This is a genomic window from Mucilaginibacter sp. Mucisp73, from assembly GCF_059491465.1.
In genome coordinates this window covers 5,533,080-5,557,420 of record NZ_CP168507.1, presented here as the reverse complement: position 1 = coordinate 5,557,420, position 24,341 = coordinate 5,533,080, and the positions used below count along the sequence as shown (strand labels likewise).

16 protein-coding genes and 1 pseudogene are annotated in these 24,341 nt (G+C 43.2%); 11 read left to right on the top strand and 6 right to left on the bottom strand.

Features of this window, described 5'->3' with window-relative positions:
- Positions 1-6 precede the first annotated feature (6 nt).
- A complete protein-coding gene (locus ACEN82_RS22900; protein WP_413320071.1) occupies positions 7-753 on the bottom strand; it encodes an SDR family NAD(P)-dependent oxidoreductase in 747 nt (248 codons plus the stop codon).
- Positions 754-765: 12 nt separating this feature from the next.
- Positions 766-1,794 carry a LacI family DNA-binding transcriptional regulator gene (locus ACEN82_RS22895; RefSeq protein ID WP_188834268.1) on the bottom strand — a complete coding sequence of 343 codons (1,029 nt, stop codon included), beginning with the start codon at positions 1,792-1,794 and terminating at the stop codon, positions 766-768.
- Positions 1,795-1,952: 158 nt separating this feature from the next.
- Between ACEN82_RS22895 and uxuA the strand changes: the two genes are divergently transcribed.
- The 5 genes from uxuA (at position 1,953) to ACEN82_RS22870 (ending at position 9,210) form a co-directional block, all read left to right on the top strand.
- A complete protein-coding gene (gene uxuA, locus ACEN82_RS22890; protein ID WP_413320073.1) occupies positions 1,953-3,152 on the top strand; it encodes a mannonate dehydratase in 1,200 nt (399 codons plus the stop codon).
- Between the two features lie 223 nt (positions 3,153-3,375).
- On the top strand, positions 3,376-5,556 hold the full coding sequence (locus tag ACEN82_RS22885) for an alpha-glucuronidase family glycosyl hydrolase (RefSeq protein ID WP_413320075.1): 2,181 nt from the start codon (positions 3,376-3,378) through the stop codon (positions 5,554-5,556).
- 23 nt (positions 5,557-5,579) lie between these two features.
- Positions 5,580-6,692 (top strand): glycoside hydrolase family 43 protein, encoded by a 1,113-nt coding sequence (locus tag ACEN82_RS22880; protein ID WP_413320077.1) that lies wholly within the window; start codon positions 5,580-5,582, stop codon positions 6,690-6,692.
- Positions 6,693-6,702: 10 nt separating this feature from the next.
- Positions 6,703-7,539, top strand: a complete 837-nt coding sequence (locus tag ACEN82_RS22875; RefSeq protein WP_413320079.1) for an alpha/beta hydrolase — start codon at positions 6,703-6,705, stop codon at positions 7,537-7,539.
- A 42-nt stretch (positions 7,540-7,581) separates the two neighbouring features.
- Complete coding sequence (locus tag ACEN82_RS22870; protein ID WP_413320081.1) at positions 7,582-9,210, top strand: GH35 family beta-galactosidase; 1,629 nt, start codon at positions 7,582-7,584, stop codon at positions 9,208-9,210.
- 185 nt (positions 9,211-9,395) lie between these two features.
- Here ACEN82_RS22870 and ACEN82_RS22865 read toward each other — a convergent pair whose 3' ends face one another.
- Together ACEN82_RS22865 and ACEN82_RS22860 are read right to left on the bottom strand one after the other, a co-directional pair.
- The gene (locus ACEN82_RS22865) at positions 9,396-10,580 is read right to left on the bottom strand and encodes an alginate lyase family protein (protein ID WP_413320083.1); all 1,185 of its coding nucleotides are present in this window, start codon (positions 10,578-10,580) and stop codon (positions 9,396-9,398) included.
- Between the two features lie 429 nt (positions 10,581-11,009).
- A complete protein-coding gene (locus ACEN82_RS22860; protein ID WP_413320085.1) occupies positions 11,010-12,359 on the bottom strand; it encodes an alpha-L-fucosidase in 1,350 nt (449 codons plus the stop codon).
- A 116-nt stretch (positions 12,360-12,475) separates the two neighbouring features.
- Between ACEN82_RS22860 and ACEN82_RS22855 the strand changes: the two genes are divergently transcribed.
- From ACEN82_RS22855 to ACEN82_RS22840, 4 genes are all read left to right on the top strand, one after another.
- A complete protein-coding gene (locus ACEN82_RS22855) occupies positions 12,476-13,657 on the top strand; it encodes an ROK family protein (protein ID WP_413320087.1) in 1,182 nt (393 codons plus the stop codon).
- Positions 13,658-13,699: 42 nt separating this feature from the next.
- Positions 13,700-17,011: a SusC/RagA family TonB-linked outer membrane protein gene (locus tag ACEN82_RS22850; protein WP_413320089.1), complete on the top strand. Its 3,312-nt coding sequence runs from the start codon at positions 13,700-13,702 to the stop codon at positions 17,009-17,011.
- 18 nt (positions 17,012-17,029) lie between these two features.
- On the top strand, positions 17,030-18,598 hold the full coding sequence (locus ACEN82_RS22845; protein WP_413320091.1) for a SusD/RagB family nutrient-binding outer membrane lipoprotein: 1,569 nt from the start codon (positions 17,030-17,032) through the stop codon (positions 18,596-18,598).
- Between the two features lie 221 nt (positions 18,599-18,819).
- The gene (locus ACEN82_RS22840) at positions 18,820-20,199 is read left to right on the top strand and encodes a serine hydrolase domain-containing protein (protein ID WP_413320093.1); all 1,380 of its coding nucleotides are present in this window, start codon (positions 18,820-18,822) and stop codon (positions 20,197-20,199) included.
- Positions 20,200-20,218: 19 nt separating this feature from the next.
- Here ACEN82_RS22840 and ACEN82_RS22835 read toward each other — a convergent pair whose 3' ends face one another.
- A complete protein-coding gene (locus ACEN82_RS22835) occupies positions 20,219-20,833 on the bottom strand; it encodes a YdeI/OmpD-associated family protein (protein WP_090530852.1) in 615 nt (204 codons plus the stop codon).
- A gap of 92 nt (positions 20,834-20,925) precedes the next feature.
- On the bottom strand, positions 20,926-21,828 hold the full coding sequence (locus ACEN82_RS22830; protein WP_090530848.1) for a helix-turn-helix domain-containing protein: 903 nt from the start codon (positions 21,826-21,828) through the stop codon (positions 20,926-20,928).
- Between the two features lie 615 nt (positions 21,829-22,443).
- On the opposite strand from ACEN82_RS22830, the pseudogene ACEN82_RS22825 reads away from it, so the two are divergent.
- A pseudogene (locus ACEN82_RS22825) lies at positions 22,444-22,799 on the top strand (ISAon1 family transposase N-terminal region protein).
- 204 nt (positions 22,800-23,003) lie between these two features.
- Positions 23,004-23,717, top strand: a complete 714-nt coding sequence (locus tag ACEN82_RS22820) for an ISAon1 family transposase (RefSeq protein WP_413320096.1) — start codon at positions 23,004-23,006, stop codon at positions 23,715-23,717.
- The last annotated feature ends 624 nt before the right edge of the window (positions 23,718-24,341 follow it).

The following is a 24,341-nucleotide window of genomic DNA, read 5'->3' as shown; positions in this document are numbered from 1 at the left end:
AATTTATTAAAACCCTATCGAATTACCACCATCAACCTGTAAAACAATCCCGGTTACGTATTTGGCGGTATCTGTCGCTAAATAATAAACGGCTTCGGCCACATCGGCAGGTTCACCTAATTTGCCCATTGGGGTACGGCCCATCACTTTTTGCTTGCGGGCAGGATCATTATCCAGCGCCTTTGCCGACATATCTGTAGCTATAAAGCCCGGAGCAACGCAGTTAACCCTGATGCCTTGCGGCGAAAGTTCGGTAGCCATGGCTTTTGTCATGCCTTCGATGGCGGTTTTAGATGCGGTATAGGCAATAACATACGGTATGCCGTATTGTGCAGCCATCGAACTGATGTTAATTATGCTCCCACTGCCAGCTTTCAACATGATTTTTACTACCTCGCGGCTTATCGCAAATACCGAAGTAAGATTGGTTTGGATCACTCTGGCGAACTCTTCATCGGTTACCTCGGCGAAAGCTTTTTTATGGTTAATGCCGGCATTATTAACCAAAATATCAGGTGCGCCAAATTCAGCTTCAATTTCTGCTACCAGTTGCGGTATACCGGTTGTATCACTCAGATCATATTGCCTGTAACTGCAAAGATCGCCAAACTGCTTTACTGCCGTAATGAGTTTTGCCTCGTCGCGGCCTATGATGATGGTTTTGATGCCTTGCTCTGTGAATTTTTTGGTGGTAGCAAGGCCAAGGCCCGAGGCACCGCCGGTTACGATAGCAAGTTTGGTCTTTGAGTTCATGGATTTTTTAAGTTATTTTCTTCTGGAGGATTCACGTATTATCAATTCCGATCTGAGGATGAGGCTATGCGTTTGTTGCAGATCCTGCCTGTTTGCCAAATGATTGATAAGCATATTGGCGGCAACCTCACCCATTTCATAGCCTTTATAATTTACTGTAGTGAGATTGGGCTCAATCACACAGGCTGCCGGGTCATTATTGAAGCCCGCAACTGCTATCTGTTCGGGAATTTTGATGCCTGCCTTTTTCAGTACTTGTATACAGCTAACGGCACTGACATCATTAACTGTAAATATGCCATCGGGCAGCGGATCCATTTGTAAAATGGTTTCTGCCGCTACCGCAGCTTCTTTAGCGCTCAGGTCGTTGATGATCACCAATTGCCCATCAAAATCAATTTGGTGTTCTTCAAGAGCTTTTTTATACCCGCGCAGGCGTTCGGCGTAAACATTGCGCAATTGATTTCCGGTAATATGTACTATCCGTTTGCAGCCCTGTTCAAGCAGGTGCTTAGTTACCTCATAAGCGGCTTTGAAGTTATCGATATAGATTTGTGGATACTGCTCGTGCTCAAAAATCCTGTCGAAGAAAAGCACCGGGATATTGCGTTTGATAAATGGTTCAAAATGCTCAATGCTGGTGGTATCATAAGCTAATGAAACCAACAAGCCGTCAACCCGGTTATTCAGCATGGCCCTCGCGTTGCTGATCTCTTTCTTCATCGTTTCTAACGACTGGCTGATGATGAGGTTGTAGTTATTGTCGTTCACCACTTTTTCGATACCTGCAATCACATCCGACATGAAGCTGCTGTTGAGCCGCGGTACAATAACGCCGATGATGTTGCTGTTTTTACGGCGTAAATTGCTGGCGAATGAATTGGAGCGGTAACCCATTTCTTCGGCTGCCTTAATAATCTTCTTTTTGGTATTTTTATTAACCCGCGGGTGGTCTTTGAGCGCACGGCTAACCGTAGCTGCCGAAACCTTTAATTTTTCGGCAATGTCATATATGGTTATCTCTTTTCCGCTGTCCGGCATATAGTTAATCTAAAATACATAAACGATGTTGCAGGTTCGATAATAACCGCAGCCAAATTGTTCAGGGATAAAAGTATAAAATTATTACAGATTATTTAAAATTTATGCAATCGATTGTATAAATTTATCGCGTTGATAGCAATTCGTTTTTAAATAATATGGTACCAGATTTAAAACAAACTTTCAGGTGGTTTGGCCCCGGCGACCCGGTAACTTTAAGCGCAATAAAACAAACGGGAGCAGGCGGGATAGTTACCGCGCTTCATCATATACCTTGCCGGGACGTTTGGGACCGTGAAGAAATCAGGCGGCGGAAAGCGGTAATTGAAAGCGCAGGCTTTAACTGGGCGGTTGTGGAGAGCGTAAATATTCATGAAAGTATCAAAGTTGGCAGTGCGGAACGCGACCGCTACATTGATAATTATATTCAAACACTGCAAAATTTAGCGCAGGAGGAAATCTTTACGGTGTGTTACAACTTTATGCCCGTATTGGACTGGACCCGCACGCATCTTGATTATCGATTAGCAAACGGTGCTTCGGCCTTGCTTTACAACGCTCCGGCTTTAGCAGCCTTTGACTTGTATATTTTAGAACGGGAGAATGCCTTTAACGAATTTACCACCGAACAACAGGCAACTGCAAAGCATTACTTTGATGGGCTGAACGACGAAGACAGAACCCTGTTAACCAATACAATATTGGCAGGCTTACCCGGTACGGATGAGATTTTTACCATTGCGGAATTTAAAGAGCATCTTAATAAATACAGTGAGGTAAACGTGCAAGCATTAAAGGAAAATCTGTTTTATTTTTTACGGGCGATAATCCCATATGCCGAAAAACTGGGCATTAAAATGTGTATCCACCCTGATGATCCCCCGTTTCCTATCCTGGGGCTGCCCCGTGTAGCATCGTCCTTAAATGATCTTACTGATATTGTAAATAGTTATCCTTCAGTTGCCAATGGTATCACGCTTTGTACCGGCTCGTTAGGTGCATCGGGCAAAAATGATCTTCCTGAAATTATAAGCCGCCTGGGTGATAAGATCCACTTTTTACACCTGCGCAACGTGGCCCGGCAGCCGGATGGCAGCTTTTATGAGGCCGATCATTTAACAGGCAGTGTTGATATGTACGCCGTGATGAAAGCCATTATCAATGAACAGATGACCCGTAAAAATGCAGGCCGGAGCGATATGGCTATCCCCATGCGGCCTGATCACGGGCATAAACTACTTGATGACTTTAATTATGATACCTATCCCGGCTATTCGGTAATTGGCAGGTTAAAGGGCCTGGCCGAGTTACGCGGATTGGAGATGGGGATTAAACGAATACTGCACGACGAGCAATAGCTACAATAAATAAGGTAGCTTAAATAAGGAATCAATAATTAAATTCCTATTGTTAAAAGTCATAAAAGTTTTTATCTTGCAATCGATTGCATAAAGCTAAAACTTTATAAACCATACTAAATGAAGCGGGATTTACCCGTTTCATTCATGAATTTTTCAACAGATCAATTATGTGTTTTTATAAACCGCCTACAGGTTTATAAAGCTTGAATTTAATAACGCCATGGCCAAATACTCATTAACGAACAGGTGTTTACTGGTGCTGCTTTTCATGGCGGCGATAAATAAAGTTTATGCAGATAATGGCTATAAATTATGGCTTGAATATAATAAGGTGAGCAACAGGCAACTGGCAAACATTTACAGGCAACAGTTGCAAAACATGATCTTCCTGGCACAGTCTGACCAGCTTAAAGCTGCAAAGGCCGAGCTCTTAACTGGCCTTGATGGAATGCTGGCCCTAAAGCCACGAGATACTAAAAGCATAACCAATGGGCAAACTATTATAATAGGTACGCCGCAATCAATAAAGGCTTTTTCGATAACTGCCCCCGATAGCATCGGCAGCGAAGGGTATGTTATCAAAACTACCCTTGTCAATCAAAAGAAATGTATCATCATAACGGCCAACACCGATGCAGGGGTTATGTACGGTGTTTTTAATTTTTTAAAGCTGATCCAAACCAATCAATCTATTAATAAACTGGATCTTTCAGATCACCCAAGGATGATGTACCGGGTACTGGATCACTGGGATAACCTGAACCGTACCGTGGAGCGGGGCTACGCGGGCTCATCCATCTGGAACTGGCACAAGCTGCCAGGTGTGGTTGACCAGCGTTATATTGATTATGCGCGGGCCAATGCTTCGGTAGGGATCAATGGCTCAGTTGTAAACAATGTAAATGCCGATGCACTGATCCTTTCGCCCCAATATTTGTTAAAAGTGCAGGCTTTGGCCAATGTATTCAGAACATACGGCATCAGGATTTACCTGTCGGTAAAATTCAGCAGCCCGGTTGAGCTGGGAGGCTTAAAAACTGCCGATCCGCTTGATCCCGCGGTAAAAAAATGGTGGGCCGATAAGGCTGATGAAATTTATCGCTACATCCCTGATTTCGGCGGGTTTTTAGTGAAGGCTAATTCGGAGGGACAACCCGGTCCGCAAAGCTATGGCCGTACCCATGCCGATGGAGCAAATATGCTCGCCGATGCTTTAGCTCCTCATCATGGTATAGTGATGTGGCGTGCCTTTGTTTATGATAATAAAGTACCCGACGATCGCTTTAAGCAGGCTTATAATGAATTTAAACCTTTTGATGGAAAGTTTAGGGATAATGTGATCATCCAGGTAAAAAATGGTCCGATAGATTTTCAGCCGAGGGAGCCATTTCACCCATTGTTTGGGGCTACGCCCAATACTCCGCTGATGATGGAGTTCCAGCTTACCCAGGAATATCTTGGCTTTTCAACCCATTTGGTTTATGAAGCGCCTTTGTTTGCCGAATGCCTGCAATCAGATACTTATGCACATGGCATAGGTTCAACGGTTGCGCGGGTTATTAAAGGTGATTTCAATAAAAAACTGATAACCGGCATGGCGGGCGTAGCCAACATCGGCACCGATTTAACCTGGTGCGGGCATCCATTTGCACAGGCTAACTGGTATGCCTTCGGCCGGATGGCCTGGAACCCTGACCAGTCTCCAGGTGTAATTGCCGCCGATTGGCTCAAAATGACTTTTACTACTGATGAAAGTTTTTTATCGCCGGTAAAAAACTTCATGCTGCAATCGAGGGAAAATACAGTTAATTACATGACGCCGCTCGGGTTGCACCATATTATGGGGGTATCAACTCATTATGGCCCCGGTCCCTGGGTTGATAATGCCGGTCGTCCTGATTGGAATGCCACTTATTACCATAAAGCCGATTCGGCAGGGATAGGCTTTGACCGTACCGGAACAGGCAGTAATGCGCTATTACAATATGCACCCGAGGTTAAGGCACACTGGGGAAACCTGCAAACCTGCCCTGATGAATACCTGTTGTGGTTTCATCATTTAAGCTGGACCTATAAAATGCGCTCCGGGAGATCATTGTGGGATGAACTGGTTCATCATTACTATATAGGAGCTGATTCTGTTAAACAAATGGGCCTTACCTGGGATAAAATGCAGGGCAGGATAGATGCCGAACGTTTTACGGAAGTAAAACAACTGATGCAGGTTCAGTTAAACGAGGCAATAACCTGGCGCGATGCCTGTGTTTTATATTTCCAAACATTTTCAAAAATGCCTGTCGAATCTGCTTATCCCAAGCCGCAGCACCCGCTTGAATATTATAAAAAAATGAAGTTTTATTATGTGCCGGGCATAGGAGGCAATAACTACATGACCAATTAATCACTACCATAAACCAAACGTCAATGAGCAAGCAATTTACCACAGCAAAATTAGTCCCCGCACTTTTTGCATCCTTATGCATTTTGAGTGCATGTGACTCATCAACTAAAAATACAGCTGATACAGCAGATAGTACAAAAACAGATACCGGCAAAAAAGTAAAATATCTTTCCGAGCCGCTCATCAGTTCCATTTACACGGCCGATCCATCGGCGCATGTATTTAACGGCAAAATTTATATCTATCCATCGCATGATATCGATGCGGGCATCCCCGAAAATGATAACGGCGACCATTTTGCCATGAAAGATTATCACATCCTGTCGATGGATAGTATTGGCGGCAAGGTTACAGATAATGGTGTGGCACTTGATATCAAGGATATCCCCTGGGCTGGTCGGCAGCTGTGGGCGCCTGATGCAGCTTTTAAAAACGGTACTTATTACCTGTACTTCCCGGTAAAAGATAAAAAAGATGTGTTCCATATCGGCGTGGCAACTTCTGCAAGCCCGGTTGGCCCGTTCAAAGCCGAACCCGAACCAATAGCAGGAAGTTACAGTATTGACCCTGCCGTTTTTACGGATACCGATGGTAAAACCTACATGTATTTCGGTGGGATCTGGGGTGGTCAGCTTCAGCGCTGGATCTCCGGTAAATACGAGGCAGATGGATCAAAGACCGATTCGAAACAGGAAGATGCCCCGGCCATAAGCTGTAAGGTAGCTTTGCTTAAACCAGATATGAAAACTTTTGACGGTGCTGTAAAAGATGCTGTTATTTTAGATAGCCTGGGTAAACCGCTGTTGACCAAAGATCACGACCGTCGCTTTTTTGAAGGTTCATGGATGCATAAATACAATGGTAAATATTACTTCACTTATTCAACCGGCGATACACATTTGCTTTGCTATGCAATGGGTGATAGTCCGCTTGGGCCATTTACTTATAAGGGCGTATTTATGAAACCGGTAGAGGGCTGGACAACCCACCATTCCATCATCGAAATAAAAGGCAAATGGTATATATTTTATCATGATACCCAACTATCGGGCAAAACACACCTGCGGAACGTGAAGGTAACCGAACTGCAGCATAACGCTGATGGATCTATTAAACTGATCGATCCGTTTTTGTAATCTCATCGATATGAAAATCCTTAAAGCTTTAACCCTGTTACTGCTATTGCTTGATTTGTTGGGGACGCATGGTTTTGCGCAGCAGGTTAAGCCGGTTACTATCCCCAACTCCGAACACCGGCAAATGCACTCTGAACTGGCCGGTAATGATTATGATATTTATATTCATTACCCGGCCGGTTATGATACCGCCAAACAAAAATTTCCGGTATTGTATGTGGTTGATGGTGATAACGACTTTTCACCATCGCTGGAGTATTTGGGACTATTGATGGCCGAATATCATATTCCTGAACCTATATTGGTGGCCATTGGCGATGGCGGCCTGATTGGTACGCCCGGCAACAAACGTAACCGTGATTTCACACCGGTTGCATTTCCCAATGTGGCCGAAAGCGGTGGTGCGCCGGCATTCCTTGCTTTTATTGAGAAGGAATTGATCCCAGCGATAGATGCCAGTTTAAAGGCAGACCCTACAAACCGTACGCTTTATGGATATTCAATGGGTGGCTTATTTGCTACTTACACCTTGTTTGAAAAGCCCACGCTGTTTAAAAATATCCTGATAGGCAGCCCTGCATTGGGTTATGGTAACGAAGCTGTATTTGAAACTGAAAAGCAATATGCTGTCAAACATAAAAGCTTGCCCGTAAGTGTATTTATGGAAGTGGGCGGATTGGAAACTCCGGGACAGGTTGTGCCTAACAAACAATTGGCGGCGTTATTGGAAAGCCGTCATTATGAAAATCTTGTTTTTAAGCATATCATTATTGATGATGTTACTCATTTATCGGGTAAACCTGTTACCATGCTCAAGGCTTTGGCATGGGCGTATGTACGTAAGTAACAGATAAGATTGTTTTTTATATCCGCGTATTCAAAAAGAGTTATGAAGGCTCGCATATTGATATTTGTTTTGTGCTGTTTGGTAGCCTTTAAACCTAAGGCACAAAATACCGTAAAAGCAATACCACATTTACAATATTATGGCGGTAATGCTGAATTATTGGTAGATGGAGCGCCGTACTTAATGACAGGCGGTGAACTTGGAAACTCGAGCGCCTCAAGCGCGGCCTACACGACCCCAATTTGGCCCAAACTGCAAAAAATGCACCTTAACACAGTGATAGCGCCGGTTTATTGGGAACTATTGGAGCCACAAGAGGGCAAGTTTAATTTTACACTGGTTGATGATTTGATTAAAAGTGCCCGGCAGTACCACATGAAACTGGTGCTGCTTTGGTTTGGCACCTGGAAAAACAGCATGAGCTGTTATGCGCCAGGTTGGGTTAAAACCAATGAAAACCGTTTTCCGCGCGTTGCCAACAGTGTGGGTGGTGCTGAAGAGATTATTACGCCGTTCTCCAAAGATGCTTTGCAGGCAGATATTAAAGCTTTTAGTGTGTTAATGCGGCATATTAAGCAAACCGATAGTAAGCTTCGCACTGTGCTGATGGTGCAGGTTGAAAACGAGATAGGCATGCTGCCGGATGCCCGCGATCATTCGAAACTGGCCGATGAAGCTTTTAACCGGCCAGTCCCGACAAAGCTAATCTCCTGGTTAAATTCGCACAAAGACAAGCTTGTACCCGAAATGCAAAAAATATGGCAGGATGGAGGAAGTAAAACTTCAGGTAACTGGGAATCGGTTTTTGGCAAAAGCCCGGCTACCGACGAGCTGTTTATGGCCTGGTACTTTGCCGGATACACTGACGCTGTAGCTAAAGCAGGTAAGGCCGTTTACCCGCTGCCGATGTATGTGAACGCAGCCCTTAACGCTCCGGGTAAAAAGCCGGGACAGTACCCTTCTGCAGGCCCCTTGCCGCATTTGATTGACGTATGGAAAGCAGCAGCACCGGATATTGACTTGCTGTCGCCCGATTTTTATAACCCTAACTTTAAGTACTGGAATGACCGTTATACCCGGCCTGATAATGCCCTGTTTATCCCCGAGCATCGTTTTGAGGATGGAGTGGATGCCAAAGCCTTTTATGCCATCGGCCATTACAAAGCGCTGGGCTTTTCTCCTTTTTCTATCGAAATTGATAACAAAACGGCAGGAGAGCCACTTTCCCAATCGTACAATATCATTCATCAGTTATCAGGTGAGATTAGTAAGGCTAAACGCAAGGGAACTATGGATGGTGTATTGTTAAGTAAGGATGCGGATACCATACGGCTGCAAATGGGCGATTACATGCTCACGGTTTCGCATGATTTAACCCTGGGCTGGTCGCCTAAAGCAAAGGATGCAAACTGGCCGTTAACCGGAGGTATTATAACAGCTTTGGCTAATGATGAGTTTTATGTAGCCGGCACAGGTTTGGTCATTAGTTTTAAGCCGGTAAAAGATGGACTACATGCAGGTATTTTACAGGTAGACGAAGGGATATTTATTAACGGAAAGTGGCAGCCGGGACGCCGTTTAAATGGCGATGAAGATCACCAGGGAAGGCACTTAAGGATCCCGTTGGGCGAATATGGGATCCAGCGGATTAAGCTTTATAATTATAAGTGATCCATACAAAAACAGAGCGGGTTAATTTCGGCATGTTGGGAATAATTTCAGTTATATATTTTGCGGATGCTGCTCACCGTTAATGCAGAAGTCAATCTGTATGAAGCAAAAAAAGCCGCTCCGTTAAATGAGGTCAGTCAAAAACGGAGCAGCCGGGATAAAATTTTTATTAAGCGAATGCTTTATTAAAATGTGGTTGGCACATTGTTATGGGTGTAGTTTGTCCAGCATAGGAAACCGATATCTCCATTAGGCAGGCCGTTACTGTCGCATACATAATTGCTGGCGATGTAACTGGTTTCGGTAGTGCCGTAATGACGATTAGCCACTTCAATTCCCGGCCAGATGGGGTTGTTTACATTACCGTTAGGTGAGCATGGCGGCGATACTGTGCCGTGCATCAGCTTGTATTGGTAATTAAACCCGGTTAACAGGCGACTGCTGCTTGCCGAGTAAATTGACAAATCCCCCTGGATGCCTGCAATGTTGGCGGCATAGCTTAAACCGGTAAGTGAGTACTGATAATGCACATAATCATTGTGCGAGCCGCAGATCTCGCCGTTCATCGAGCCATCTGAGGCAATTACATTGGGCAATACAGTTTTTACAGCAGTAATGCCGTTTTGGTATACAGTTTGGCTATCTTCAAACACACCGATAGCCATTTTTGCATATCCGGCAGATACGTTCCAGTTGTTGTTAAAGTTGGGCACGTTATTGATGTAATTATCTTTCATGTTGTTCAGAAAGTTTACAAACTGGGTATTTTCGGCTGTAGTCCAGCCGCCGCCAACGCCACTGGCCGGGATATAATATTTGATGATTTCGGCTGCTGCAGCAAATGTCGGTGCTGCCCATGAAGCCTCAAGCGAAGCCTGGTTAGGCTGTGAGCCGGTTACGCTGAAGTTTTGAAAGCTATTGGCCCAGCCATCGAGTATTTGTTTTACGGTAGTTGCATATGAAGCGTTACCGGTTTTAGCCCAGCGTAGTGCCAGGGCATAGCTTAACAAAGCATCGCCTTTAAAAGCAATTTCATCGGGCGTGGTAACGCCGCCGGCAACCTGTACAGTGGCTTTGTAGGCGCCGCTGGGGCTGTGGTTGTTGCAATAGTTGAGCACAAACTGGTAAGCCGCAAGCCGGTTCGCATCATTTGAATTGGCTTGCTGCCCCACATAATCAAGCGTTTGCTGCGTGTTGAGAATGCCGGGATGGATAAAGCCGGTAGCCTGGGTTTTTAATGCCGGTGAGGTAGCATCGTTGCTTGTCGCCGCCGGCGAGACTTGTTTTTTAGTGCAATAAGTAAAAAATAACGCCACAAAAAAGGCCAGGCCCAGCAGGGTTGCAAAGGTAGTTTTTGGTTTGCTGTTCATAAATTGGTTTTTAATTTACAATTGGTTTCACCGGCATAACTTATAAAACAAAAAGCTTAAGGTTACGAGGCGTGTTATTGCCTTGCATTAGGTTTTACCGTTGTTTTAAGAAGGTGCCGGATAATTGGTTTGATGAAACAAAATTATTGTAAAGTATTGATTAAAAGCAAGATGTGATGATGTCGATACGCTTTGTCCGCAATGGCACTTCGCGGTTGGAGGAGCTGTTTTAATGGAAAAAAAAATTTAATTTTTTTTTCCTGATACGGTTTATCCGCATAATAAATGGTGGGTTGGGGCCCGATTGAGAGTAGATTAAAAACAAAAGCCTGCAATTGATTACAGGCTTTTGATAAATTGATATCAGGATCAGTAAAGAACTGGCGTACGAATATTTAAGCTTTAGGCTTTCTGCCTTTCGCTTTCCTGTTACTCATTGGTGAGAAATCCTCCTTTGCCACGATAAAGGTCAAGCTTGCCGTTAAGCTCAATTTTTATTACCGACATATATTTATCCTGCTGGTTTTCGGGAATTGGGATGTACAATAAGCCCGGTACCGCACTCCATGAAATTTTGCCGACGATTTTATACGTTAGCGGCGTATCGCTCCCAAGAACCGTTATTTTTTTGATGTTGTTTTTTAAGCCTTTCACCAATACCGGCGCACTTGTTTTAGCCGGAACAAACAAGTATACAGTGGTCGAATCTTTTGACAGGGTACTTGCACCATAGTAATGCCCTTGTGGCATGCCTGCTATGGTATTAAAAACGCCTTCGCCGTTTTTCTTGTTCCATGCACCCAGTTCTTTAAGCATGTTCACTTCCTGCGGAGGGATACTGCCATCGCCCTTAGGGCCAATATCCAGTAGTAAATTTCCACCGTAGCTTACGGCATCAGTAAAAATGCTGATGATCTCATAAGGGGTTTTAAAATTCGTGTCCTGTGGCTGATAGCCCCAGTTATCGTTAATGGTCATACAAAGTTCCCACCATTTGTAATTAGGCCTTGATACAGGGAAGTTTTGCTCAGGGGTATCATAATCACCGAATCCCTGCAAGCGTCCGTTTATGATCGCGTTGGGATTGTAGCTTAACAGTTTTTGTCTGATGGCTGATGCGTTCCATTCTTGGGCACTATGTTCCCAATCGCCGTCAAACCACCAAAGGTCGGGGTTATATTGTTTGGCCAGTTCATCCAGTTGTCCGTTCATAAAGGTTAAATATTTTGCCCATTTCGCCGGCTGCGCATTTACCTGGTACCTGCTGCTATCTTTCAAAAAGCCCGGATAATCGGCATGGCTCCAATCTATCAGCGAAAAGTAGGCGCCAGCTTTTACACCACGTGCACGCAAGGCATCGTACAACGGTTTTAACAGGTCTTTTTTGGCGGGAGTCTTTTTTACTACATTCAGCGGACCGTATTTGCTGTTCCATAAAGCTACACCATCATGATGTTTAGTAGTCATTACAGCATAGCGGGCACCACTTTCTTTAATCAGCTCTGCCAGCTCATCTGGATGATATTGATTTGCCGTAAAGCCTTTTAGCTGGTTCATATAATCAGGATAGCTGATCTTTTTGTTATGAAAACTCCAGCTTTCATCTATCCCTTTTACAGAATAAATGCCGTAATGAATAAATATGCCCAGCTTACCATCGGCGAACCATTGCATTTTTTCTTTGATCTCATCAGGATTTACACGGTGTTGCGCCTGCGCGTAACCACTGTATAACATGGTAAAAAATACCATAAAAAGGCGTGATAGATTTCTTCTCATTTTCAAAAGTAATTATTGCTTTTATAAATCTATTAGATACTTTTTAAAAAAAATAAAAAGTTTTCTTTCTTTATTAAATTAATTTATTTAAATATGCAGATATAAACCCCTGCCGCATGTTTCTTAAGCATATTGACCTCATCAAAGGGCTGTATTACAGTAAAACAGCTTCTCTTAACGACCTGAGTATTTATACTGGCCGAAGCATTCCTTATGTGACCAAAGGGATAGCCGATTTGATGAAGTTGGATATTGTAAAGGAAGTAGGTATAAGGGCGTCAAGCGGGGGCAGAAAGCCCGCAACTTATTCATTGATAGCTGATACCGGCTTTATTATTTCGGCAGCTATGAACCAGTTTTTGACAAGAATTGTAATTGTCAATATGAATAATGAGTTTGTGGGAGAGGTGCAGGAGTTTGAATTAAAACTGGGCGATAACAAGGATGCTATCCATTCATTGATAGCCTGTATCAAAGCTGTAGTTGTTAATTCAGGATTGCCACAAGATAAATTTTTGGCTATAGGGATTACCATGCCTGGGTTTATTGACGCGTTTTTGGGTAATAACCTGAGCTTTCTTAAAGCTCCGGAAGAAACATTGGTAACCTACATTGCCAAACAAGCCGGACTACCTGTGTTTATTGAAAACGACTCGACGGCCATAGCCCTGGCCGAGCAAAAATTTGGGCTCCCTATTGCCCGTAATAATTCCATGATCATTAACCTGGGCTGGGGCGTTGGTTTGGGGATGATCATCAATAAAGAGATATTTAAAGGGCACAGTGGTTTTGCGGGAGAGTTTAGCCATTTGCCGCTTCATAAAAACGGAAAACTATGCTCATGCGGTAAGCAGGGCTGCCTGGAAACAGAAGCTTCTTTGCTGGCTATTGAAGCTAAAGCTGCTGAAGGCCTGAAACACGGGCAGGTTAGCAGCCTCCTAAAATACGATACCGTATCGGCAGATAATATCATTGATGAAGCACTTAAAGGTGATGCCTTTGCAATAAAAATTATTGCCGAGGCAGCTTATTTTATTGGTCAGGGCCTGGCGATATTGCTGCATTTAATGAATCCCGAGAGCATCATTTTAAGCGGGAAGGGGAGCGTTATCGGCAAATTATGGCTCAGCCCCATTCAGCAGGCCATGAACGAGCACTGCATTCCCCACTTAACCACCTACACCCAATTGGCGGTTTCAAACCTGGGCAATAACGCGCAACTGTTAGGAGGCGTAACCACGGTGATTGAAAATCTATATAAACTTAATCCGCAGGCCAATATTTCCGAGCCGACATAAACATATTCAAGGTCTTTTTTTTAACTCAATTAATCAATTTTCATGCAACAATTTTATCTAAACTTGAAAAGGTGGGTGGTCCTGCTACTGCCCCTTTTTATCTCGGCAAATTTATTTGCCCAAACCAATGTTACGGGAGTGGTGCGCGATGACGCCGGGCCTTTACCGGGTGTAACCGTGTTGGTTGTTGGTACAACAACCGGTGTACAAACCAACATAAACGGTGCATACAGCATTAAAGTGGCTAAAGGTGCAGTGCTTAAATTTTCATCTGTAGGCTATACAGCAAAAGAAGTTACCGTTGGCGACAACGCCGTGATCAACGTAACACTGGCTGCAGGTAAAGGCGAATTAAATGAAGTGGTAGTTACCTCATTCGGTATCAAACGCCAGGAAAAATCCCTGGGTTATGCTACTACCACCATTACAGCGAAGCAGTTAACTGAGGCCGGTAATACTAACTTTGCTTCGGCATTGTACGGTAAAGCTCCTGGTGTTAAAATCACTACGGCCCCGGGTGGTTCAAGCAGTGCGGTGAACGTGCAGATCCGCGGTATCAACTCACTTAACTATAACACGCAACCCCTGTACGTTGTAGATGGTGTTATTATCCGTAATAACAGCGAGACAGGTGCAGGTGGTTCAAATAACGATGGTTACTGGTCTGATCAGCGGATCAGGGGTAACGGGATCCTGGATATTAACCCACAGGATATTGAAAGCCTTACCGTGTTAAAAGGCGCGAGTGCGACAGCGCTTTACGGATCTGACGCTACGAGCGGTGCTATCGTGATCACAACCAAAAAAGGTTCAAAATCAAGAGGCCTTGGTGTTGATTTCAACTATGTAGGTACTGCAGAGCAAGTGGCTTTCACTCCAAATTTTCAAAATGTTTACGGTCCTGGTTATGACCGTGCTACCAACCTTGCCGGCGGTTTCACTGAAGATGGCTGGTTAGCTGATCCTAATTCACCAACCGGTTACAGGCCGCGTTTTAGCTCATATGCACAATTTGGCCCTAAAATGGAAGGTCAGAAAATCAGGTGGTGGGATGGCGAGATCAGGGATTACAGCCCTCAGCCTAATAACTACAAAGATCTATTTCAAACAGGTTATAGCTCAAACGCCAACATCGCTATCTCAAACCAAACAGATAATATTAACTACCGTTTGTCGGCAACCCGTTTGGATTATACAGGCATACAGCGCGGTCAAAAACAACAAAAAAACTCGTTTAACTTAAATACCACTGTTAAGTTAAGTAATAAGATCAGCGCAGATATCGTTGCGAGCTACGTAAATACTTTAACTCATAACCGCCCGTATCAGTTGGGCCGCGTTTTAGCCAACTTTGGTGGCTTCTTAAACCGTTCGGAAAAAGCTGATGTATTGCTGGATAACTACCAAACATCTGAAGGTTATAAATACGTAACCCTTGCCAACGCAGCGAGGAACCCGGCCGAGGCTTTCAAATACAATATGAGCGGCGCGGATATTATGGACTTTTTCTGGACACAGTTAAAGAACAGCGAAGATGAAAACGAAAACCGTTTGATCACCAGCGCTACTTTAAACTGGGACGTACTTAAAAATGTAAAGTTCCGTGGACGTATCGGCAGTGATTATACCGGCCGTAATACAGAATCACAACAATACAACGAATATCCTACTGCATTTAACGGTTCATCAAGCACTGGTTATTATGGTGTTTCTAAGGCGCAATATTCGGGTACTTACGGTGACTTATTGTTAACCTATTCTCCAAAATTGACCAAGGACCTGAGCATGTCCGTTAGTGGTGGTTATACTTCGCGCACCGAAACTTACCGCGACCAATCTTCTGGTACTAATGGTGGTTTGGTTACCGAAAACTTCTTTTCTATCTCTAACTCATACGGTGTGCCAAATACAAGTGCAACCCGTGGTTACCTGAAAAGCCAGGCATTTTTCGGAATCTTGAACTTTAACTACAAAAACTACTTGTTTTTAGAAGGTACTGCACGTAACGAATCAGCTTCAACACTTCCAACACAAAACAACACCTATTTTTATCCATCGGTAAACGCGGGCTTCATATTTACAGACGCGTTTAAAATGCCTGAATTTATCAGCTATGGAAAATTAAGGGCATCATACGGTGTGGTTGGTAACAAAGCACCAAGATATGTTCCTAACGTGTTGTATAACCAATCATCATTACAAACACAAAATGGTTCAGTAACTCAGCTTACTTTTGATGCTACTTATGGTAACCTGCAGTTAAAACCAGAGATGAAATACGAACAGGAATATGGCCTGGAGGCCCGTTTCCTAAGAGACCGCTTGGGCTTTGATTTCACTTACTATAGTAACCAGGTTAAAAACGTAATCATGGCGCTTAACGTTGCGCCAACAACAGGTGCTTCAAGCTTATTAGCTAATGCTGCAACCTTACACAGCGATGGTTTGGAAGTTGGCTTCAGCGGTAAACCGATAACCGGTAAATTTAACTGGGATGTGCGTTTAAATTTTGCTGTTAACCACTCTAAAGTAAATAACCTCGCACCAGGTTTTGATAGGCTTACCTTCTACACAGGTGATCAATCTGCATTATTGGTTGTGGCCCAGCCAAATCAGCCTATAGGTAACATATTGGTTTACCCGATAGCCAAAGACGCTAATGGCAACAAGATTGTGAACAGCGATGGTTTATACACTATTGATAAATCAAAATATGTGAACGTAGGTAATATACAGCCAAAAATTGTAGGTGGTATTGCCAACACTTTCAACTATAAAGGTTTCTCTTTGGATGTATTGGTTGATTACCGTTTTGGCGGTAAAATGGTGTCAAACCCATTAAAATATGGTACTGCTGCAGGTATGTATGAAAGTACTTTACAGTATCGTGATGCCGCTCATGGCGGTTTAGCTTATTACATTGATGGCAATGGCGGTAAACATTTAGGAACTGCGCCAAACGGTGGCAAAACCTATAACGACGGTGTTATACTGCCGGGCGTAAATGAAAACGGAGAGAAAAACACTACGATTGTGGACGCTGCTTCATACTACCTGAATACTTATGACTGGGGCGAAAACTCTGTAAACGAGAATGCAGTATTTAAAAACAACTATGTGAAATTGCGCGAAGTTGTGTTGGGTTACAGATTGCCTGCAAGCGTAAACAAAGCGCTGCACCTGAACAACTTAAGGTTCTCTTTAGTAGGAAGAAACTTATTGTATGTATACCGCACACTTAAAAACCTTGACCCGGAAGCGCCGATTGGTGATAAATGGTACAGGCAAGGTGTGGATGAAGGTTCATCACCTGCTACCAGGAGTTTTGGTTTTTCATTAAACGCGAATTTTTAATAGTACAAGTCATTAATTATGAAAAAGAATTTTAAAAATATAGGATACGCGTTTTTGCTTGCTTTATCATTGGGAAGCTGCAAAAAAAGCATCGACGAGAAATTTAACAACCCGGAAAAAACATCAGTGGTAACTATCCCGTACATGTTTACCGGTATGTTGAATAATACCAGGGTAAGGGCTGAGTACTGGCATTACAGAACGTTTGTGTTAACGGCCACAGCTGATTTTTCACAAACATGTTTCCTGCCTAATACCAATACCGTATATCAGCCTAATGACGGATACATGGGCAACCGCTGGGAAGATTTTTATCATCCAAATGGTTCGGCTAATGGTGTAATGGCTTTATACCGCACCATGGAAATTACCTATAACCAAATGTCGGCAACGGATAAGGCAACTAATGATGTGATCATGAATGCTGCCCGAGTGGTTTTATATGATCAGGCATCAGAAATGGTTGATTGCTGGGGTGATATCCCATTCAGCGAGGCAGGAAGTCTTGAAACAAGCGCTGCTGTGAAAAATCCTAAATTTGACGACCAGATAGCGCTTTACAAAAGCTTCATTGCTGGTTTGGATGCTGCTTCAACATATTTTAAAACTGCTACTTTATCTGGCCAGTCAAGCAAGGCATTTACACAACAGGATATCTTGTTAGGTGGCAGTGTTGATAAATGGAGAAGGTATGCTAACTCTATCCGCTTGCGTATGCTGATGCGTATGTCTTTTTATGACGAAGCTGGTTCAAAAGCTGAGGTAGCCAAAATGCTGGCTGATCCAACATCGTATCCATTGATTGATGGCGGTAACGTTGCAGCTTACAGCCCGGCGGCTACTGACGTTTTATTAACACCATTAACTACTTACACCGGGTCGTTACAAAACGCGCTTACCGAAGGTGGCAGTAACTATGCGCCAGATTACCTGTTAAATACCGTATTGTTACCGGCTAATGATCCAAGGATCCCGGTATTGTACGATAAAAACGGCAACAAAACATACCAGGCAATGCCAGTAACTTTTACAAGCGAACAGGCATCAACTGAAGCTGCGAAATATTCAGTAGTTGATTCAACCACTTTCTTAACCAATAACAAACTTCCGGGTATCGTAATAACTGCGCCTGAAGTTAACTTCCTGAAAGCTGAGGCTTTTGAGCGTTGGGGCGGCGGTGATGCTAAAGCTGCTTATGAAACAGCGGTAAGTCAGTCTGTCTACTACTATTTTTATCTGAACAGCTTAGGTACCGGTAGTAAGCCAACTTTAAACGCAGCTGATATCACTGCTTTGCTGAGCTCGGCTTCTGTAGCTTATACAGGTACACAAACCCAAAAGCTGGCAAAAATATGGACACAGAAATGGGCGCATTTCGGCTTTATGCAAGGCACTCAGGCCTGGAGCGAATACAGGCGTACAAAATATCCGGTATTGAATTTCCCAACTACAGGTAAACTTTCTAACTATACTACGCCGCCAACCCGCTTGGTATATCCAAGTATCGAAACTGGTTTTAACAGTCATTATAATGATGTAAAAGCAAAAGATACACGTACAACAAAGATCTTCTGGGATGTAAAGTGAGATACCAGATAATAGTTGATTGAGGAGCCGCCCACGCTTGTGGGCGGCTTTTTTTGTGCTTGTATATCGTCGCCTGATGCGATGGTATAGCTTGCAGTCAATTATCTCTTTAATCGCAAAATATTTATGACTTAAAACCCAACACATGTTGATATAAACTTATCCGGAAAGTTGAGCAGAACGGTAACGTTTTGAAAAATGAAACGTCTTTAATCCACCATATGAAGAGATTAATTATCCTGCTCCTTATCGGCACGAACGCTGTTTTAAGCGAAGCCCAGTCTTTAACACAACGTATAGATTCTGTAATGCAGCTGGCCTATCAGCGAGGCATTTATAATGGCAACATCCTGGTTGCAAAGGGCGGCAATATCATTTACCGCCATTCATTGGGTTTTGCCAACGGCAACAAAACTACCCCGCTGCATGATTCCCTGCGGTTTGATATCGGTTCGGTTAGCAAAGAGTTTAACGGTGCGGGTATCATGATACTAAAAGAAAAGGGCAAGCTTTCGCTGGATGATCCCTTGTCCGCCTATTTTCCCGAATTTCCGAACTGGGCCAGGCAGGTAAAGATCAGGCACATTATTAATTATACCAGCGGCATTCCGCTGCCGCCGTCAACAGCAGGCGATACAGATTCGGCCTTATATAACTATCTCCGGTCTGTGAAAGAACTTGCGCTTGCTCCGGGCACCGGCTACATCTACAATCACGCCAATGTTTACCTGCAAATGCGCATTATTGAAAAGGTTAGCAAAAATAGCTATGCCCAATTCCTGGCAAAAAACATTTTTGAACCGGCAGGTATGAGCCATGCAGTGGTAGATTATCCTGTAGGTTCGCCGGGGATGGCGCAGGCTTTTGACAACAACGGACAAAATACACCTTACGGCCAGGTAATGAGCGGTTGGGTGCGTCTGCCTATAGACGATTTGTACAAATGGACACAAGCGCTGGAGCATTACAGGATTTTGTCAGAGAAATCTTTAGCCGAACTGGCAGTTAATTTTCCGGGCGGAGAAAGCAGTCTGGGTTCAACCGGTTTTAAGAATGGCAAACTCATCTGGCATCAGCATCAGGGCTCCAACAGCAACTATGAGGCTACTATTTACAGCTGGCTGCCCGATAGCATCACCATTGTGATGATGACAAATAACCAGCAGATGAAAGTGCTCCCACTTAAAACCGCACTGATGAATGTTCTGCAAAACAAACCGGTAATCGTGCCTAAGAAATCTTTTTACCTGGAGATCAGGGAGAAGATGCTGACCAGCGCCGACAGCGGTTTAGCTTACTATCATGAACTGAAAGCATATCATCAGGACAAATATGATTTTAGCTTCGAGATAGGCGATCTCATTAGCACCGGAAAATATGTGGGCCGCCGTGCGCACTATGATGATGCCATCCGCATCTACCGCCTGGTAGCCGAATTGCCGGCAAGGGCTGGAGATAAATCTTATGCATATGAACTTATCGGGCAAGCTTTTCAAAGCAAGAATGATAAAGAACAGGCTTTGCTTAACTATAAAAAAGCACTGGAAATCGATCCTGAAAATAAGAACGCAGCAGGGATGATTGAGGCGCTCAGGCGTTGAGGAGCAATCGCTTAAATGTCTATTTTTGGTGTTTCCAAAACCTGCCTTTTCCTTCAGCAATCCATTCTAACGCTTCATTGATTCTTTTTTGCCGTGTTTCGTCGGTTTTTGCATCGGTAATCCAAACAATATACTCCTTGCGGAAAGAGTTAGATTTACTTTCAAAAATCTCTTTTGCTTCGGGCTTAGATGCTAACGCGGCAAGCAGGTAATCGGGTATTTCCAAAACCCTTGGTTTATCAGATCCCGGCTTCTCTCTCTTTATTTTAATACCTTTTTGGTTTATCTGTATGGCTTCTTTAAGCATAGCTATAAGTTCATCATCAGGCGGCAGATCCGATAGCTTTGTTATCTTACCCAAAAATCTTTGGACCGGCTTTAAGTCTTTATTCGCCTTTAGGCGCGGATCAGTCATCAGTTCCGCCTTCAGGAATGTGAAAGAGCAATGATTTTTATAGGAAGCCGCTACACACATATTGTCACCATTGTAATCAAAATGAGGCAAGCTCCATTTTATTGTTTCTTTAACACCCGGGCAATTTTCATGAATAAGCCTTCGTAAATGCTCAAGGATCGGTTTTGCAAAATCTTCTGAGTTAGCTATGTAAACATCCACAGCCGAATTATGGTCCATAAAGTTAAATTTTTAATGTTAACGATTGCGAGAACAAAAAAACTAAAACTGATGCAGACGATTTAGTCGAAAACTTGGATAAACTGGTCAATTTAATTCCTGCGTCGTTTCCGGAATTCTGAAGCCGACACACCTACCTGCTTTTTGAAGAATTTGCCAAAATTAGTTGGGTCTGAAAAGTTGAGTTGATAGGCAATTTCAGCGACCGAAAAGTCGGTGTATTGAATAAGCGATCTGGCTTCGCCGGCCAGGCGTTCGGCAATAAAAGTAAGCGCATTTTTGCCAGAAACATGCTTTACAGATCGGGAGAGATGGTTAGCGGTGACAGAGAGCAGATCTGCGTATTCCTGCACGGTGCGCTTATGGATGTAGTGGTTATCAATCAACTGAATAAATTTACGCAACAGTACTTGCTGCGCTGTAGCCCGGGGAATATCCTTTTTGTTTTCTAACGCAAAGTCTTCCAGGTAATAGAGCAGGCCAAGTAACTTTATCTTTGCTTCAATATGTTGTTCCCTGGCCGATCTTTCATAAGAAGTAAATACAGCTTCAAAATGTGGTGCGAGGTGGTCAAATACAGCGTGGTCAAACTTGAACAGGTTAGTATGCAGCGGGTCGAATAAAGAGAACTGCTGATGGAAGTCCGGTTTGAAGAATGAGAAACACTCCTGCGTAAAATAGATTATATACCCCTTCAAGGCATTGTTATGAGCAAAACTATATACGAGGTTGGGAGAATGAAAAACGAGATAGGAATCCGGGTTATGAACCGTCTGATCGCCATAGTTAACCTCAACCTTGCCGGAATTGGATAGCAGTGCGAAAAAGTAAAATGAACGTTTAAAAGGCGGGCGGTATACCTGCAGATCCTGATCGAGGGGTTTTAGCCTCAAACAGTAAAAGTCTGGATCGGTTGTTCGTGCGGGCCATGGAATAGAAGCCAGAAAATCGTTGATTTCTGTGTAATAAGAAAGGGCATTTTTTATTTTCGCCATAACATGCACTACAATAAGCGCTGCTCCTAAAGTAGGAAAAGAAAATGTTTTTCATTTACCGGTGTAACATAAAGCTCACCGACTGCAACCGCTAATATTAAATGATTTTCACGTCTATATGTGCTGTTGTCAAAGTGTTTTGAAATGGGCGAAGAGATTTAGAACATATCCGGATTTTTTGTCGAGGTTATAAAACACCAAAGCCCAGCTATTGCCGGGCCTTAATTGGTTAAGCGGAGAGGGAGGGAACAATAACTTGTCCAACGTCAGCTGTAAATCAATGCTTTGTATTTTTATTCAATTTGAGGTAACCTAATAGATCACCCAGAAAAAATCAAATCGCTTGTGCTTAGTAAATAAAGATAACTATTTTAAAATATAAAAAACTGCAAAACTAAAACAAAGGAATTCAAAGATGCGCTGGTCGCTAACGCGCATCGGAAATCGTGTCGGTTCGACTCCGGTTTAGGGTACAATTTTAGGCAAGTTGTCAACAAAGTTGACAACTTTTTTTATGAAACGTTCTATTGATATATAAATCGGATCAAGCAGAAAAATTGTGGGGGAATAAAAAAAGTGTTTGCTTTGTCGAAATAAAACTCAACAGGCATCCACTTGTCATCAGCATACGAAACCCTCGTCCGTTTAATCCTACCAGAAGGCCTTTTAGACTATTTTGAACTTACAGATGTCCATTCCTCCGAGAACGGTCAATTGAATATCTATCTTGAAGAAAAGAACTTGGTGCCATCAGGTTATGATAAATCACAATTAGAGTCGAAAGGCTTCTTGCCGGAGACGGCAATTCAGGATTTTCCTATTCGTGGCCATAAGTAGCCTTGTGTATAAAAAGACGCAGATGGGAAGTAAAGACGAGCGGGGATATCATCTCAAGAGATTGGGATTTGGTAAAAAAAGGGGCGCGAATGACAACGGAATTCGGCATTTTTTTAAAAGGAATATTTGGATAATCACCCGATCAGCAGCCATTTATTAGGCCGGTTATACCAGGTAGACGGCAAGCAGCTCGGGCAGCAATACAAAGACCACCTAAGTGATTTTCACAGCTGAGATCAAAAAGAGCATGCAGAGCACTGCATGCTGTTTGCAGATAACATAGGCCCTTATCTGAGTATAGATGAAACCGCGTTAAGCAACGGGAGCTCTATACCATCGTGGCTAACAAACAGGCCAAAGGGAATAAAAAAGCCATAGTGGCGATGATCAAAGGCACCGGACCTGAGCGGATCATAGCTGCGCTGGAGAAAATACCCTTAAGGTCAAGGAATAAGATAAAGGAAGTAACGATGGACATGGCGGCTAATATGATCAAAGCTATCCGCAGGTGTTTTAATTATGCTGTGCGTGTGGTAGATAGGTTCCATGTACGGAAGCTGGCTTATGATGCTGTACAGGAAGCAAGAATAAAGTATCGCTGGGAAGCTCTTGATGCGGAAAGTGAGCTGATTGAACAGGCCCGGAAAAACAAACAACCCGATCAGCCCGAAGTATTTAGTAATGGCGATACTTTAAAACAATTACTGGCCCGAAGCAGCTACTTATTGTTCAAACACCGGTCGAAATGGACACTATCTCAAAAAGAGCGGGCTGATCTGCTTTTTACCAGATATCCGGAATTACTTAAAGCTTATGATCTTGCCATCGGTTTAGGTAAGATATTTACAACCTGTAAAACCAAAGTGATAGCCTTTAAAAAACTGGCTATCTGGTATAATGATGTGGAAACGGCAAATATTGACGCTTTTAAAACTGTAGCCAGATCTGTTCATCAACATTGTGAATCTATTTTAAACTTCTTCGACAACAGAAGTACAAACGCATCTGCAGAATCTTCCAATGCGAGGGTGAAAGCTTTCAGGCAACTTTAAGAGGAGTCAGAGACACTTCCTTTTTTCTATTCAGACTTGCTAAAATCTATCCATGACTTTTATCCCCCCCAACTTTTCGGTCTGATCCTATAAATCAATATAACTTAAAAAAGCCTATCATTACAAGGGTGCTTTAAGATTAAGGAATAGAATCTCATCAATCGATAAATGTAAATTTGGGAAGTAATTAAGCAAAGATTCGCTTGAATCTGTATACATTCCATATCAATCTTTATGACCTCGCTTCAAGCGGAACCATATTTATCTGGTTGAATTTTTCGCTGCTTTTATGGTTTGGCAAAGGGATCCACAGGGTGGGTAACCGCTTCCCTGCTCTGGCCATGATAACCATTGTTTTGTGGATGGTTTGGGTGTGTAATGTTATTGAGTTGACGACATATTTTCCGCGATGGAATTGGTTACCGCTGCAATTTTCATTGGCTTTTGGACCTTTGATTTATTTCTATGTTTTAAAGATGGTACCACCAGATCGGATATTGGGACGGAAGTAACTGTTTCATTTTGGCCCCGTGAGACATATGATCAACTGTTATAGAAAGATAAACTTAAATAGATACATGGCATTCCGTGGCTTTCGTCGGGCAGTAGGCATGATAATATTTA